At 70.1% G+C, this 14,723-nt stretch carries 16 protein-coding genes; 11 read left to right on the top strand and 5 right to left on the bottom strand.

What is annotated here, in order from left to right:
• Positions 1–41: 41 nt before the first annotated feature.
• From ACIQWA_RS07675 to ACIQWA_RS07655, 5 genes are all read left to right on the top strand, one after another.
• Positions 42–944 (top strand): aKG-HExxH-type peptide beta-hydroxylase, encoded by a 903-nt coding sequence (locus ACIQWA_RS07675; RefSeq protein ID WP_402479468.1) that lies wholly within the window; start codon positions 42–44, stop codon positions 942–944.
• Positions 941–2,233 carry a serine hydrolase domain-containing protein gene (locus ACIQWA_RS07670; RefSeq protein ID WP_402479465.1) on the top strand — a complete coding sequence of 431 codons (1,293 nt, stop codon included), beginning with the start codon at positions 941–943 and terminating at the stop codon, positions 2,231–2,233. The genes ACIQWA_RS07675 and ACIQWA_RS07670 overlap by 4 nt, the downstream gene beginning before the upstream one ends.
• A gap of 65 nt (positions 2,234–2,298) precedes the next feature.
• Positions 2,299–3,249 carry an aminoglycoside phosphotransferase family protein gene (locus ACIQWA_RS07665; protein ID WP_402479462.1) on the top strand — a complete coding sequence of 317 codons (951 nt, stop codon included), beginning with the start codon at positions 2,299–2,301 and terminating at the stop codon, positions 3,247–3,249.
• Positions 3,246–3,797, top strand: a complete 552-nt coding sequence (locus ACIQWA_RS07660) for an NUDIX domain-containing protein (RefSeq protein ID WP_402479459.1) — start codon at positions 3,246–3,248, stop codon at positions 3,795–3,797. The genes ACIQWA_RS07665 and ACIQWA_RS07660 overlap by 4 nt, the downstream gene beginning before the upstream one ends.
• Positions 3,798–4,086: 289 nt before the next feature.
• A complete protein-coding gene (locus ACIQWA_RS07655; protein ID WP_402479456.1) occupies positions 4,087–4,935 on the top strand; it encodes a hypothetical protein in 849 nt (282 codons plus the stop codon).
• 151 nt (positions 4,936–5,086) lie between these two features.
• On the opposite strand, the gene ACIQWA_RS07650 is transcribed toward ACIQWA_RS07655, so the two are convergent.
• From ACIQWA_RS07650 to fabG, 4 genes are all read right to left on the bottom strand, one after another.
• Positions 5,087–6,271, bottom strand: coding sequence for a cytochrome P450 (locus ACIQWA_RS07650; RefSeq protein WP_402479452.1), 1,185 nt, complete (start codon positions 6,269–6,271; stop codon positions 5,087–5,089).
• Between the two features lie 14 nt (positions 6,272–6,285).
• Positions 6,286–7,503, bottom strand: a complete 1,218-nt coding sequence (locus tag ACIQWA_RS07645) for an MAB_1171c family putative transporter (protein WP_402479449.1) — start codon at positions 7,501–7,503, stop codon at positions 6,286–6,288.
• A gap of 39 nt (positions 7,504–7,542) precedes the next feature.
• Positions 7,543–8,040, bottom strand: coding sequence for an ImmA/IrrE family metallo-endopeptidase (locus ACIQWA_RS07640; RefSeq protein WP_402479446.1), 498 nt, complete (start codon positions 8,038–8,040; stop codon positions 7,543–7,545).
• Positions 8,041–8,132: 92 nt separating this feature from the next.
• The gene (gene fabG / locus ACIQWA_RS07635) at positions 8,133–8,840 is read right to left on the bottom strand and encodes a 3-oxoacyl-ACP reductase FabG (protein WP_402479443.1); all 708 of its coding nucleotides are present in this window, start codon (positions 8,838–8,840) and stop codon (positions 8,133–8,135) included.
• Positions 8,841–9,240: 400 nt separating this feature from the next.
• Between fabG and ACIQWA_RS07630 the strand changes: the two genes are divergently transcribed.
• Positions 9,241–10,059 (top strand): helix-turn-helix transcriptional regulator, encoded by an 819-nt coding sequence (locus ACIQWA_RS07630; protein WP_402479440.1) that lies wholly within the window; start codon positions 9,241–9,243, stop codon positions 10,057–10,059.
• A gap of 362 nt (positions 10,060–10,421) precedes the next feature.
• On the opposite strand, the gene ACIQWA_RS07625 is transcribed toward ACIQWA_RS07630, so the two are convergent.
• Entirely contained in the window at positions 10,422–10,847 is a 426-nt protein-coding gene (locus ACIQWA_RS07625) for a helix-turn-helix domain-containing protein (RefSeq protein ID WP_402479437.1), read from the bottom strand.
• A gap of 354 nt (positions 10,848–11,201) precedes the next feature.
• Here ACIQWA_RS07625 and ACIQWA_RS07620 point away from each other — a divergent pair, with 354 nt between their 5' ends.
• From ACIQWA_RS07620 to ACIQWA_RS07600, 5 genes are all read left to right on the top strand, one after another.
• Positions 11,202–11,543, top strand: coding sequence for a hypothetical protein (locus tag ACIQWA_RS07620; protein WP_402479435.1), 342 nt, complete (start codon positions 11,202–11,204; stop codon positions 11,541–11,543).
• A 194-nt stretch (positions 11,544–11,737) separates the two neighbouring features.
• Positions 11,738–13,099, top strand: a complete 1,362-nt coding sequence (locus ACIQWA_RS07615; protein ID WP_402479433.1) for a winged helix-turn-helix domain-containing protein — start codon at positions 11,738–11,740, stop codon at positions 13,097–13,099.
• Entirely contained in the window at positions 13,099–13,416 is a 318-nt protein-coding gene (locus ACIQWA_RS07610; RefSeq protein WP_402479431.1) for a hypothetical protein, read from the top strand. The genes ACIQWA_RS07615 and ACIQWA_RS07610 overlap by 1 nt, the downstream gene beginning before the upstream one ends.
• 107 nt (positions 13,417–13,523) lie before the next feature.
• The gene (locus tag ACIQWA_RS07605) at positions 13,524–14,057 is read left to right on the top strand and encodes a WhiB family transcriptional regulator (RefSeq protein WP_402479428.1); all 534 of its coding nucleotides are present in this window, start codon (positions 13,524–13,526) and stop codon (positions 14,055–14,057) included.
• A gap of 29 nt (positions 14,058–14,086) precedes the next feature.
• Positions 14,087–14,723, top strand: a 637-nt coding sequence (locus ACIQWA_RS07600; protein ID WP_402479426.1) for a DUF2637 domain-containing protein, incomplete at its 3' end; no start/stop codon positions are given.

Below are 14,723 nucleotides of genomic sequence, written 5' to 3'. Positions count from 1 at the left end.
GCGGCCCGGCCCCAGCCACCACCAGCGACCGGAGGAACCCCATGGCCACCCCCGTCCAGCACACCGGCTTCCGCTTCGCCCCCACCGACCGCCTGCACCCCCGGCGCGTCCAGCGCATCCACACCCTCGCCGCCACCGCGCCGGCCCCGGCGGCGGAGCACGCCTTCGCCTACGCCACCGCACACCACTACCTCGAAGGCGCCGACGCCGCCGCCCGCGCCGGAGACCACGACCTCTTCACCTGGTACACCGACCACCCCGACGCGGGCGCCCACGCCCTCGCCACCCCGACCGCGGTCGGCAACTGCGTCGTCATCGCCCCCGAGCAGCTCATCACCTCCCCGATCTCCGACACCCCGTACTACGTCCTGAACCCCTACACCCGCCCCGCGCCGGGCGAACACCAGGAACTCGCCCGCGCCGCTTACGCGGTGGCCGACAACACCGGATTCGGCGACCTCCTGGCCGGCCACGCCCGCATCCTCGTCTTCCTCGGCCGCAAGCAGTACAACGACACCTTCGACAGCTGGACCATCAGCCGCCTGCCCGGCACCGTCTTCGTCGACCACGTCGCCGACCCCGCCGCGCTTGCCCGCGACCTCATCCACGAAGCCGGCCACAACTGGCTCAACGACGCGCTCGCCGCGGTGAACTGCAAGCTCGACGACCAGGCCCAGTTCCACTCCCCGTGGAAGCGCACCCTGCGGCCCGCGTACGGCTTCCTCCACGCCTGCTGGGCATTCCCCCTCACCATGATCTACACCGCCCGCGTCCTGGAGCGCACCGACGGCGCCGCCCGCAGGTTCCTCACCTCCTACCTCGACCTCCAGCGGGCCTTCCTCGCCGGCACCGGGCCCGACCATGCCCGAGCCATCGAACTCATCCCCGACGAGGACCTGCGCGAGTGCCTGCACGCCGTGCACCAGCAGGCCATCCGGCTGTGAACACCGCCGCTCCTGGCCTGTCGGTCCTGGTCCACCGCCCCGGCGAGCAGCCGCAGCGGTGGACCACCGGCCTGGCCCACCTCGAAACCTCCACCCCCATCACCCCGGACACCGCCTTCATCACCGGGTCCACCGCCAAGCAGATCACCGCACACCTGGTGATCGAAGCCGCAGTTGCCGGCGCCCTGCGGCTCGACCAGCCGGTCGCCGAACTCGTCCCCGCCATCCGCGTACCCGGCGTCACCGTCACCGACCTGATCACCCACCAGTCCGGGATCCGCGACACCGAGTCCCTCCTCCCGTTCGCCGGACTGCGCGACCTCGACCACTACACCGCCGACGACCTCCTCGCCCTGGCCGCCCGCGAGAAGCACCGAGCAGTCCCCCCAGGCCAGTTCCTCTACAGCAACACCAACTACCTCCTGCTGACCCGGATCCTGCAGACGGTTCACGGAACCACGCTCGACGACCTCGCCCGCGCAAGCGTCTTCGGCCCCCTCGGGATGGACGCCACGCGCTTCAAGAACGACCCCCGCGACGTCATCCCCAACGCGGCCAGCGCCTACCGCCCCACCAGCACCGGCTGGCAGCACACCGCCCAACCGGCGCCCCTGCCCGGAGCCGGATCGCTCTCCACCACCCCCGACGACCTCAACCGCTGGCTCGACCACCTCCACCGGCTGTGGAACCGGGACGGCGGACACCTGCCCCACCAGCACGCGATCCCCTACCGCCCCAGCGACCACGCCCCCTACCTCTACGGCGCCGGCCTGTACGCCGACCCCAGACCCGGCCGCCGCACCGTCTTCCACTCCGGACACGAACACGGCTTCTCGGCCGCCGCGCACCTCACCAGTTCCGGTGCCCGCGTCGTCTGCCTGTCCAACCACGCTGGCGTAGACGCCGCCCGTGCCGCGGCCGTAGTGGTCGCCGCCCTCGGCACGGCCGTCCTCGACCTGACCGCTCTGCTGACCGAACACGTCGCGGCCACAAGCGACTTCGTGGGGCCTGGTGTGCCTCTAAGTCAGGCTGACGATCGGGCCCACGTCGAGGTCGGCACGTACGCCTGCCCAGAGGTCCCGGGTGTACTTCGACTCACCCGCACCAGCAGCGGGTTCCATCTGTGGCGGCTGGGCACCTGCGACCAGCTCGTCCAGACAGGGCCACGAACTCACGCTGGCCCCGGCTATCGCATCACCCTCGACCGCGACCAGCATGCAGCGTCCTTCCAATTGGACCTTCAGCGAGCCCCAGGACTGCAGTACCAGCAGCGTGACCGGGTGATGTGAGCGGCAGTTGTGTCCGTCCGCCCGGCATCGAACCGACCAACCAGCGCCATCACCCGGAGCACGCCGTGATCACCCGCCGAGACGCCAGCAGAATCACTGCCGAAGCCGAGAACGCCCTCCTCGAAGCCCACGGACTCACCCCCGCCGACCTGATCGCCGCCGGCACCGAGGCCCGCGTCTACGCCCTCGGCCACGACCAGGTCCTCAAGGTCTACGCCGACCCCGACCAGCTCGGCGCGCTGGAGACCATCGCCGACCTCTACCAGCGCTTCGACCGCACCAGCGTCCCCTTCGCCCTGCCCGAGATCCAGAGCATCGAGCAGCACGGCCCCCTGCTGGCCGTCACCGAGACCCGCCTATCCGGTACCCCGATGGGCGACGCCCTCGACCTCACCGACCCGGCCACCGAAGCCGAGTACCTGGCCGCCGTCCGCGACTTCACCGGCCTGCGCCTGACCACCCCGCTCGACCGGCGCATGCTCCTCGACCCCGACCCGGCCCACCAGGGCGAGGGCTGGAACGCTTTCCTGCGCCGACTCCTCGGACAGAAGCTCCCCAAGGTGCTCGCCGACCTGCGCCTCGACGTCCCCGCCGTCGACAGCATCACTGAGCGACTCACCAAGCGGCTCGCCCGCCCCTACACCGGCCCCGAAGGCGTCATCCACGGCGACCTCTACCCGGACAACATCCTCGTCACCGCAGACGGCAAGGTCAGCGCCGTCATCGACTTCGGCACCTTCACCCTGCTCGGAGACCCTCTCTACGATCTCGCCGGTGCCTGCGCCTACTACCGGATGTATGACGAGGACCGCGTCGACGTCCGCAACCGCCTTCTGGCCGCCGCCGCCCAGGACCTCCCCGCCGAGCGGCGCGACGACCTCGCCGACTACCTGCACCTGGTCGCCCTGCTCAGCTGCGACCTCTATCCCGAGCAGGACAAGGACATCCGTGACACGGGCCACTACCAGTGGGCCGCCGACGTCCTCAACACCTCCACCGAGTGGAAGGGCCGATGACCAGCTTCCTGCCTGAGCCCGACCCAGAGCGCGGAAGCTGGCTGCCGCCCGAGGAGTTCATCGCGACCCTTCCCCGGGCGACCGCGTACGCCTCGTTGTACATCACCGATCAGCACGGCTGGCCGGTGCTGCTCAACTCCTCGGTGTACAAGCCTGACAGGGGCCAGATCTGGCAGTTCCCGGGCGGACAGATGGACCCCGACGAGGCGCCGCGGCAGACCGCGATCCGGGAGACCGAGCAAGAGACCAGCCTCAAGCTGGAGTGCGGCCGGCTGCTCGCTGTCCACTTCCTTCCGCCCGAACCAACTTGGCCCGCGAACAAGTTCGGGCTGATCTTCGACGGTGGCGCTCTCAGTAGCGAGCAGCTCGCGTCGATCCGGCTCGACCCCGAAGAGCACAGCGAGTGGGACGCGCGCCCGGTCGAGCAGTGGGCGGCCGTTCTCAACCCTCGCAGCATGGGCCGGCTCCGAGAAGTCGCCCGCGCTGCACAGACCAGATCAACGGCCTACATTGAGCACGCCGGGAGCGACTTCGTCGACTACATCTGAGCGATGATCACCGAACGCGTGCGTGAGTGAGTGCGTGAGCGATCGGTGGGGAGGACCGCGAGTTTGCGGCTGGAAGTGATCAGCGCGAGCAAATGGCGCACGCGGGCCGGGTGGTGATCAGCATCACTCGGTTTGCGGTTCCCTTGCAGCGAGTTGCTCGCTATGGTCCGTCGTCCCCCGGCTGGAACGGCCCGGCCGAGGCTTGAGGAGGACCTCCCTGCGTATCCACCGCAGCTCGCACCCGTCCAATTTCCTGATCGTCCCGAACGAGCTGGCGCAGAACCGCGCCATGAGCTATACCGCCCGTGGGTTGCTGGTGGACCTGCTGTCTCGCCCAGACGACTGGCGCGAGACGTGCCGGCAGATGGCGGACTCGAGTCCCCAGGGCCGTAAGGCGTTGGAGGCGGCGCTGGACGAGCTGCGGGTGTGGGGGTACTACCGGGTGGACGTGGTCCGGCTGTCGAACGGTCGGGTGCGGTCGGAGGCGCACGTCTTCGACCGCCCGCAGGCGGGGCTGCTTCCGGGTGCCACTGCGCCGGGCTCCGGTGAGCCGGACACCGCTGGACGTGACGCCCTTCCAAAGGACCTGGTGAAAGTACCCTCCCTCCCAGAGCCGGATCCGGTCGACCAAGGCGGCGCCACAGGGAACGAGGGAGGGCGGGAGGAACCCGCTCCTGCTCTGGTCCGTGCCCGGACCGTGGAACCGGCGGCGGAGCTGGACGAGTCGAGCGTCGAGGCGGTCAACGCGCTGATGCGCGCGGTCAGACCGGAGCGGCGTCTGCCGCTCGGTGCGGCGGAGGCGGCGGCGCTGGCACCGCTGGTCAGGGAGTGGCTGGAGCGGGGCGGCTCGGAGGACCAGCTGCGCACGGCGCTGCTGTCCGGGCTACCGGAGATCGTCTACTCGCCGCAAGCGGTGGTGCGGTCGCGTCTGGAAAGGAAGATGCCGGCCGAGCGCCCAGCAGCGGTCGCGCGGCAGGGCGCGGAATGTGCGGAGTGCCGTGATCCGCTGCCGCAGCCGGGGCTGTGCCGACGGTGCCAGGGGGCGGAACCCCGTCCTGTCGGCGAGGTGCACGGCGCCGAGGTGACGGCGCGAGGGAGAGCCAAGGTCCGTGCAGCGATGGCCGGTTCAGCCGTGTGAGGCGGGCTGGCCGCCCAGGCCGCCCTTGGGTGCCCGTGGGGCGGCTGTTCGGCGGGTGTTGGGGGCGTGTGAGCCGTCGTCGGACATGGCCCGGCGGCTACTGGAGGCGGCGGTGCTGCCGGGGACGGACCCCCGGCAGCACCGACTGCGCCTACAGCCGGACGGGCAGCGACTCCAGACCCCGGATGAGGCGGGAGCGGCGCCACGGCAGCTGCTCGGCTGGGACGGCCAGCTGCATCCCGGGGAAGCGTTCGAGCAGGACGCGCAGTGCGGTCTCAAGTTCCGCGTGGGCGAGCGGTGCTCCGAGGCAGCGGTGGATGCCGTGGCCGAACGAGAGGTGGCTGGCGGCGTCCGGGCGGTAGAGATCGAGCCGGTCCGGATCGGCGAATCGCCCGGGGTCGCGGTTGGCGGCTCCGGGGGACACCAGGACCGGGGTGCCGGCGGAGAGTTCGACGTCGCCCAGCTGCACCGTGTGCGCGGCATGGCGCCACGTGGCGATGCTCACCGGGGCGTCGTACCGCAGGAGTTCGTCCACCGCGGCGGGGACTTGGTGCGGGTGGGCCCGCAGGTCCTCCCGCTCAGCCGGGTGCTGGAGCAGGGCGAGGACGGCGTTGCCGATCGCCGCCGTGGTGGTCTCGTGGCCGGCGATCAGGAGCAGTAGGCCGAGGGAGACCAGTTCCTCCTCGCTGAGGCGGTCGCCGTCGGCGTCGCGGACGGCGATCAGGCTGGACAGCAGCGCCTGATCCGGCCGGGAGCGCTTGGCAGCGATCAACTGGGTCATGTAGTCGGCGAGGCCGTGGGAGGCCGCGTCGATCCTGGTGTTGTCGCCGGTGGCGAACAAGTCGGTGGACCGGGCGCTGACCATGTCCCAGTCCTCCGGCGGTACGCCGAGGAGCTGGCAGATCACGGTGACCGGGAGAGGGCCGGCGAGATCCGCGATCAGGTCGACCTCGCTGCCCGGCTCCCAGCGGTCGATCATCTGCTCGGCCAGGTGACGGATGCCGGGCCGGAGGTTGTCCACGGTGGAGGGGGTGAAAGCCCGGACGACCAGCCGGCGAAGGCGGGTGTGTGTGGGCGGGTCGGTGTGCAGCATGGTGTGGGCGACCGCAGGGTGGAGCGAGCGTCCGGACGGACGCTCGGCGAAGAAGGCCGCGGTGTCCTTGGAGAGGTCGGCGGCGAGCGCCTGGCGCGCCTGCTCGTAGCCGGTGACGGCAACCGCCGGCCCGGTACTACCGCCCAGGGGGACCGGGAGGATCGGGGATCGGCTGCGCAGTGCCGCGTAGGTCGGGTAGCGGTTCCGGTAGAACTCCGGGTCCGAGAACGGGGAGGAGCCCACGTTGCCTGTCCTTCCTAGGCTGCGGTGAGCGCCGGGACCTGGTGGTCAGCGGCGCGCAGGACGATTTCGGCGGTCGCGTACTGCCGCGAGACCGAGCGTAGCCACACCGCCTCGGCGCGCAGGTCTCCCTCGCGGGCGTCGGCCCCGGCCGCTCGCGGGGCAGGATCGTCCTGGGCAGGGGCACCCGCACGGGCGGCCCGGATCGCTCCGGCGACGACCGCTGCCTCGACGATTGCAGCGCCGCGATCGGTCCCGGCGTGCCGAGTGGTGGCGACGGCAGCTGCAGCAGCCTGCTGGACCGCGCGCGAGCGGTGCTCGTCCAGGGTGAGGATCCCGTCGCAGACCTCCACGACTCTGCGGTGGAGGACGAGGTCGGTCTCGGTCTCACCGCCGATCGTCCGGAGGACGATGCTGGGGCAGACCTGGGTCAGGTCGCGCCACAGCGGGGTGAGGTCCGCGACGGACTGACGCTCCCACCGGCGCCGGAGGAGCTGCGTCACCGGCCAGACGATGGCCGGCAGGGTCAGCCCGGTCGTGATGAGCAGCACGCTGACAGCCGGCGCGGTCACGCTGAACGCGCAGCTGACCGGGGTGACCGGTGATGAGCAGCGGGGGCCGCCTGGGAAGGCGTTCCACCCGAACAGCGCCGCCCCGGCGTTGACGGTCTTGTAGGTGGCGTAGACCAGGGCGACGGCACAGCCGGCGGCGGTCGTGCGCAGGCCGAGCCGCTGGGTGGTCCGCGTTGCTGTGCGCGACCTGGTCCAGGTCTGGGTGAGGCAGTCGACGACGGCGTACGAGAGGTAGGCGATGTACGCGAAGGCGTAGATGTGAAGGGACGTTGGGCCCTCGGCCGGGCCGCCGTTCGTCTCGACCCTGCTCCACATCAGCTCGCCGGGCGTGATCGCGAAGGCCGTGGACATGGTGGCGACGGCCACGGCCAGGAGGCGCAGTCGCCAGCGGATCCGCCGGCGGGCCTCGGGCGCGTCGTAGTTGAGGTAGAGGAGCACGGCGGACACGGCGGCTCCCGCGGACAGGGTCGCGCTGTTGCTGACCAGCCGGGAGAGGTCCGGGGCGATGGCGTCCTCCACCGCCCGCACCGTCGGCTGGTAGGCGCTGAAGGCGAGCGCGAAGCAGGCCAGAAGGGCGGACAGGGACCAGGTGCCTGCGGGCCGCCGGCCCGGGCGCCGCCGGAATGCCCAGTAGAGCGAGGCGGTGAGGAGAATGAGGGGCATGCCGCCGAAAATGACGTTGATCACGACGTTCCTTGAGGGTCAGGAGAAGATCGCGTCCCAGCGCTCATCGGCGACGCTGGGGCGAGTGGCGGGCAGCACGGTCCCGCGGTACATGCGCTGAAGTATGAGGGTGGCCATCATTTCCGCCTCGATCTCCGCGTCGGTTTCGTACGACGTGCGGGCGGAAACTCCGAGGACGCTCCAGTCCATCAGGCCGGCGAGTTCCTCATCCGACATCAAGTCGGCGAGATCGATCTCACCTTTGTGCTCCCAGAGGATATGGGAGAGTTCATGGGCGACAATCTGCCGCCTGTGCAGTGCTGAGGCGTTTTCCTCGTAGTAGATGACCTCACGGTCGGCGTATCTCTTGCGCAGTCCACATGAGAATGCGCCCCTCATGTCAACGGGCTCGCAGATGATTGTCCGCCCGACCAATGAGGCGACCGCTTCAATCAGGTCTTTCTCGCCGAATCGGTGCGGCAGATCCAGGCGCCCGAGTCGATCTTCACAGGCGTTCCGGAGTGAACCCGCATGCACGGCACCTCCCAGAGATGATCAAGGATTCTGCTGGAGTCTTGGGCGGGCCCTGGGCATCCCCTCGCGCGCCCAGGGCCCGGGATCAACCGGGGTCAGTGCCCCATGCCGACGCCGCCATCGACGGGGATGACTGCACCGGTCACATAGGAGGCGGCGTCGGAGGTCACAAAGGCGACAGCAGCCGCGACCTCGTCCGGTCGGGCCATGCGGCCCATGGGTACGCGCTGAAGCAGGGACTCGCGCTGGGAGTCCGTGAGGACAGCGGTCATGTCGGTCTCGGTCAGGCCGGGGGAGACCACGTTGCTGGTGATCCCCCGCGAGGCCAGCTCGCGGGCGAGGGAGCGGGCGAAGCCGATCAGGCCCGCCTTAGAGGCGGCGTAGTTGGCCTGTCCGGCCTCCCCCGTCATCGCCCCCGCGGAGGAGATGAACACCAGGCGGCCGAACCGGTGACGCAGCATGCCCTTCACGGCCCGCTTGGCGACCCGGTACGCCCCGGCGAGGTTGGTCTGGAGAGTGGCGTCGAAGTCCTCCTCACTCATGCGGAGGAGCAGGGTGTCGCGGGTGATGCCCGCATTGATTACGACGATCTCGATCGGTCCGTGGGCCGCCTCCACCGCGGAGAACGCCGCGTCGACCGACTCGGGACTCGTGACGTCGCACGGCACCGCGAGGAGCCCGTCCTCCGTGCAGTCGCCGCTTCGGGAGGTGACAGCGACCCGGTGACCCTGCTCACGGAGCTGCCGCGCGACCGCCAGGCCGATTCCGCGGTTGCCGCCGACGACGAGGGCGGATCGAGACATGGGTCTACTCCAAACGTGGGGGGTGAGGGGGCCGGCGCGACCTCGCGGCGGCCGGTAGTCCCACCCTGCCTCACCATGGTCGGAACTGGCTGTTCCGGAACTGGCACTTCCGGAACAGCCAGTTCCGGAACTGGGAGTTCGTGCTACGCGCATCGACTCCGCTGCGTTACCGCCGGGTTGGGTTAACAGAAGGTAATCAATCGACCCCGAGGCCCGTAGATACTGGAATCTGATGCCCCGTCGAAATCGGACCTCATGATCATCTATTACTGACGGGTCATCATCCGAAAACGAGCGTCGAAATCGATTCGTTACATCGCTTGGACTTCGCTATTGGTGTGGTGTTCGCCACAGCTTCCTGGTAGGCCCGAGCGTTGGCGGCTGCCTAGACTCGACGGCTATGAAGACCGACCACGAACGCCTGTCAGCCCGCGATGAGACGTTGGCGGGAATGGTGGAACGCTGGCGCCTGCGCCTGGATGCCAACGCGATCCCGGGCCTGGTGAAGACCACCGGTTCCGCTCGCCGCACCGCCGAAGTCTCGAAAAGCGAAATCGCCCGCTATACCGGTGTCAGTCCCCGCTGGTACAGCAAGCTCGAAAACGGTGAGGAGGCCAGCTTTTCCGAGGACTTCCTGGAACGGCTTGCTTACACGCTGCGGCTGAATGACGCCGAGAAGCTTGCGCTGTTCCATCGGGCGATCGGGCGCGGACCCACCGAGCGCGGCGCGGAGCCGGACGCGAAGGCGGCGATGGACAGAGACATGGAGCGCTTTCTCGCGAAGCAGCTGCCCAATCCCGCCTACATCTCCGATGTCGCCTGGAACGTCGTCGCCCACAACAGCCCCGACCGGGCGATGTATCCGTGGGTGTACAGCGGCAACATCATGAGGTGGAGCTTCCTTTACCCCGAGGCCCGCGAGCAGCTGGTCGACTGGAAGGAGGGCTGGGCCGTCCCCTTCCTGGCGCAGATCCGAACCGCGGCGGCGCAGCACCCGGACAACGTCCAACTGAAGGAGCTCGTGCGGGACATCATGGAGGGCTGCCCCGAGGCGCAGGAGCTCTGGGACCGCCACGACTACTACGTTCATCCGGACGGTGACGTCAGGTACATGCGGATGCCCCACGGCGGCGACGACAAGGTGCCCTGCCGAATCATGGCGTTCGCCCCTCTGCGCAACACGAAGCTCCGCTTCATCGTCTCGTTCCACGGGGCCTGAAGCGCTCCCCGTCGACTCGAGCACGGCCGCCCGGATGCTGGACGGCCTGCCAGCGCCGTCGGCCAGAACGGGCGCAGCATCGGCAGGCACGTGGCTGAAGTCGGCGCCGACCGGCGCGAGGTCCAGGGCCACGGAGCCAGCCGGCTCCGTGGCCCGAAGTCGAAGAATCGCAACGTCGAGCGCGCCGGCGATGGGGGCCTCGGGGCAGGGGTGCCCCGGGGTGGGGTCCTGCGCGCCGAGAATCGCGCCCGTTACCGCCTAGGGGCCGGGGTATCGGGGTGGCCTCGACGGGAAGCGCGGCCCGTCTATGCGCATAGATGAAGTTGAAGAATAAATGGTGTGCCGTCTTCGCACTCCGGGGGTTACGCGGGGGGGATCGGGGGGAGTCCCTGGGACTCTCTCGCCATGTCGATCATCTCCGTGATGCGGGAGAGGTTCTTCGCGTTGAGGCCCTGGCTGCGCAGCGCGATCGACTGGACGCCGGAGTCCCGCATGGCGGTCGTCAGGTTGCGCTTGGCGAGTACCGTCTTCACCTCGTCGTCGGGGACGACCCAGATCGTCGGCGGCGCGTCGAAGAAGCTCGAGATCGCGGTGAGGGTGTTGATGGTCGGGTTCGCCTTGGCCCCGCGTCTCAGTTGCTTGATGGAGGACTCGCTGATGCCGGTGCCGGCCACGACCTCGGCGATCGTGTACGGGCCGCGCCCCTCTGGGTGCCGGTGCTCGAAGAGATAGCCCAGCCGCGCTGCGATGCGCGCCGCCCCCGCATCGGCGTCGATGTGCTCGGCCATCGCCACTCCTCCCGTGTCAGATCGTCCCACGGGGACACTTTAGTGCCTGATCGTGCTCGCACGCACTTCTTGGGGACAATCTAGTGCCCACGGGCGGGGCATTTTGGTGTACGTTGATCACGTCGAAGGGGCAATAAAGTGTCCGATCCTCGGCGGTGCGCTGTTCGGCGCGCCGTTCCGGGGAGCTGGCCGGCCCACTGGCCCGCTGAGCGGGCCGCCTCGGCCGTCCTTGTCGAGGGCCCGGGAGTTGGCGCTCCCGGGCTCCTCGTACCACGAGGACGTCGATCACGTCCGAAGATGACCGGCCTTCGTATCTGACCACGCAGCCGGGCGTCTCCAGCTCAGGAGTCTCCCATGTCCTCCTTCTCGGGTACAACCACGGTGCCGACCCGGCCCGCCGGCATCGAGATCGCCACCGCCCCGGCCTCCTTCGTCGAGGCCCTCGTCGGCCTCCTCGCGCCGGACTCCGCGATCGTCCGGCTGGACCGCGGATCGCACGGATTCCCCCGCACGGCCAGTGCCTTCGACGTCCACCGGTGGCCCGTGCCCCAGTCGCTCCCCGAGCGGCAGATGGCGGCCCGCTGGATCGTCCAGCATTTCCCCGGCCTTGACGCGCGCCTTGCCCACGAGCTGGACCTCGCCACTGGGCGGCTAACTGCCGTGGCCGCGGCCGAGCCCTCCGCCATGGCGGCCTGACCCAGGGCACAACCCAGCAGCCTGACCACCCCGGCCCCGCCGACCCCGGCGAGCACCGGTGATCCGTCCTGCCTCGACCCGCACGAGGCCGCTGCTCCCCTGCGCGTACAACCGCCCGAATCTGCCGGCGCCGTGCCCCGAACTGCAACAGCTCGTGGGGCCAAACCGCCGTGCCCAGCGAAACCAGGACTTCTGTGCCCAGCCCCACCTCGCCCGTCCGCGCCGCCGAAGCGCAGGGGGAGCAGAAGGCGACGGGCGGCTCCGGCCTGCTCGTGCCCGACCCCGCTCAGTGGATATCGACCACCTCCGGACGCATCGCGCCGGACCCGTACACCTGGCTGCAAGCCGTCCACTGGGTGCGCGACGCCCAGGTCCATACCCCGGCCCGCACCCACGGCCCCCGCTTCGGCAACACCACGGTCCGTATCGCTGAACTGCTCGCCCAGCTCACCCCGTGCAGACCGGGCGTCGACTACCTCGTCCGGATGCTCAAGGTGTCCGAGCGCACCGTGCAGTACCACCTGTCGATCCTGCGGGAGTCCGGACTGCTCACCTACACCCTCAAGGGCAGCCGCATACGCCAGGCCGCCGCCAGGGCAAGCGAGTTCGTCCGGACCATCCCGACTGCGTTCGACGAAACCATCGGCCTGCGGACCGTCTCCTCCCAGACCTTCATCCGCACCGTCGTCGGCGTCGTCTCCGACGAGAGCCGCCTCGCCCTCGCCCGGCTCGGCAAGAAGGCCGCGCGGACCGTGCGCCGCACCAAGCGACGAGGCGCCCGGAAGGCCGGCATCAACTCCTCTGCGAAACCCTCCCGTTGCACCCCAATGGGGGCAGGTGCTGTTACTTCTTCTCCTGCAGCACCTACCAACAATCCCTCTGAGGGCGACCTCGGGAACGGGAAGGACCAGGAGGTTCGACCGGAGAAGCGGATCCGGCGGAAGCTGAACGCGGTCGGACGGCGCCACCAGCTGGCCCTCGAACTCGTCCGGCAGGTCCCGTGGCTCAGCGGCAGCCCGGTTGCCCGGATCGCCTGGGCCGTTCGCCACCTCGCGGACGCCGGCTGGACCGCCAACGAGGTCATCGCGGTTCTGGCCCAGCGGGCGCCCGCCCGCCGCGTCCACCGCCCGGTCGGCTTCCTGACCGCCCGCCTCGTCGGAGCCGAACTGCTCTACGACACCGCGGCCAAGCGCGCGGCGATCGTCGCCTGGTGGCGAGACAGCCCTCAGGCGGCCAAGGAGCGCCACGCCGAGTGGCAGAGCACCTGGCAGGCCCCGCGCAGCTTCGCGGTCCGGCGCCTGGTCCAGGCCGCCTGGACGAGCGCAACCCGCCGCGAGCCGCTGGTGGCCCTCGACGAGGAGCCGACCAGCGACGAGCAGCGCGAAGTCCGCGTCACCGCGTGGCGCCAGTACCTCACCGGAAGACCCGAACTCGTCACCTCCGCCCTGGCCCTGGCCGGTCGGGACCAGGCCGAGCAGATCTACGGGCACGACCTCGTCGAGCGCGTCCTGCGCCTTCGCACCACCAGCAGCCACCTGAGAGCAGGAACCGCCTGATGAGCCACAACGAGAACAGCGGCGTCGACCTCGCCCGCCCCGTCCTGCGCCGAGCCCGCGTCGAGGCGAGCAAGTGCCCCGCCGGCCGCTCCGCCGAGGAACCCCACCGCGCTGCCACGTACAGCGGAGCCACTCAGGTTGCCAACACCAAGGCCCGCGCGAACGCCTCGCCGGGATACCTGTGCGCTCTCGCACAGCTGCAGGCCAGCCGCCCCAGCGCGCCGGCCGACTCGAGGACGAGCCCGGCCGTCGACCAGCGGATCAGAACCCTGGCCAGAGAGACGGCCCTTCGTCTCTCCGGCCAGCGACCCGGCTAGTCACCGAACGGCCGGCACCAGCGCGACCAACCCGACCCCGGCCGCGCCGCCGCCCGCCCCGCACTTCCGCGCCCCTGCGGCAGCGGACCCACCCGGAGAACCACCCCGTGTCCAGCACCATCATCTCGATCACCAGCCGCCGCGACCACGCATGGGCGAGGCAGGCCGCCTGCGCCGGCAGCCAGCAGCCCGATCGCTTCTATCCCTCGCCCGACGAGACCGCGAAGAACCAAGCGGCGAAGGCTCTCTGCGCCAGCTGCCCCGTCAGCGACGAATGCCTCACCGAGGCCCTGGAGACCAACGACCGCTACGGCATCCGCGCCGGCCTCGACGAGAGGGAGCGACTCGTCCTGCACGAGCTCAACACCAATGGCCGCTGGGAGGAGGAGCGGGTCGTCGCCGCGCTGAACGGCCGTCCGGTCCACCTCTCCCGCCACGAGCGCAACAGCGTCTCCGTCGTGGCGGCCATCCTCGGCCTCGACCCGCGGATCTGGGCGCCCGTGCTCGGCATCGGCCGCACCAGGGCACTCACCCGACTGCGCGAGGCCCGCGCGCAGCTGGAGCGGCAGCCCTTCCTGCTGCGTCGAGAGCAGCGCATCGCCTCCGAGTTCAACCCCGACCTGGCGGCGGTGGCGGCGTGAACGAGCCGGGCGGCAGCACGCCGACTCGCATGTCCCGCTGGGACAAAGCGGCGATCGGCGTGATGGGCGCGGTCGGCGGCACCCTGAGCTACGACGCCTTGCAGCAGATGGCCGTCGCCATGCACGTCCGCTCGGAGCTGTCCTACCTGTTCCCAGTGGCGATCGACGGATTCATCGCCTACGGCGTACGGGCATTGGTCGTGTTGAAGGAGGCGCCGCTGCGGGCCCGCGCCTACACCTGGTCGGTGTTCGGCGGCGCCACAGCCACCAGCGTCTGGGCCAACTGGACCCACGCCGTGCGCCTCAACGAGTCGACCCCGCCCGGGCAGGGACTTCACCTGACCAATACGGCCGTCGGCGCGCTCAGCACCATCGCCCCGCTGGTACTCGGCGGCGCCACCCACCTCTACATCGTCATGTCGCGCCACGCCACCCCCGCCGCGGTGCTGAGCGAGTCGGACGAGGCCGAGGTGCCGAGGGAGGAGGCGCTCACGGCTCGCACGGAGCGGACCGACCCCGCCGCACCGAGCGCCCTCCGCACTTGGTGGCGAACCCGATTCCGCCGAAGCCGCCCTGACACCCCGGAGCTCGACCACGACCAGGCCCTTACCGAGCAGCCGCGCCTTCGGCTGGTCGGCGGAGACCAAGCGGGTCCGTCCGGTTCGG

Origin of the sequence: Kitasatospora sp. NPDC098652, assembly GCF_044760155.1 — a bacterium.
Classification (GTDB): Bacteria; Actinomycetota; Actinomycetes; order Streptomycetales; family Streptomycetaceae; genus Kitasatospora.
This window is presented reverse-complemented; position numbering and strand designations above follow the sequence as displayed.

Coding starts and splice junctions, on each gene's coding strand:
- ACIQWA_RS07675 (WP_402479468.1), top strand. CDS start 42: ATGGCCACCCCCGTCCAGCACACCGGCTTCCGCTTCGCCCCCACCGAC.
- ACIQWA_RS07660 (WP_402479459.1), top strand. CDS start 3,246: ATGACCAGCTTCCTGCCTGAGCCCGACCCAGAGCGCGGAAGCTGGCTG.
- ACIQWA_RS07655 (WP_402479456.1), top strand. CDS start 4,087: ATGAGCTATACCGCCCGTGGGTTGCTGGTGGACCTGCTGTCTCGCCCA.
- ACIQWA_RS07645 (WP_402479449.1), bottom strand. CDS start 7,503: ATGCCCCTCATTCTCCTCACCGCCTCGCTCTACTGGGCATTCCGGCGG.
- fabG (WP_402479443.1), bottom strand. CDS start 8,840: ATGTCTCGATCCGCCCTCGTCGTCGGCGGCAACCGCGGAATCGGCCTG.
- ACIQWA_RS07630 (WP_402479440.1), top strand. CDS start 9,241: ATGAAGACCGACCACGAACGCCTGTCAGCCCGCGATGAGACGTTGGCG.
- ACIQWA_RS07625 (WP_402479437.1), bottom strand. CDS start 10,847: ATGGCCGAGCACATCGACGCCGATGCGGGGGCGGCGCGCATCGCAGCG.
- ACIQWA_RS07620 (WP_402479435.1), top strand. CDS start 11,202: ATGTCCTCCTTCTCGGGTACAACCACGGTGCCGACCCGGCCCGCCGGC.
- ACIQWA_RS07610 (WP_402479431.1), top strand. CDS start 13,099: ATGAGCCACAACGAGAACAGCGGCGTCGACCTCGCCCGCCCCGTCCTG.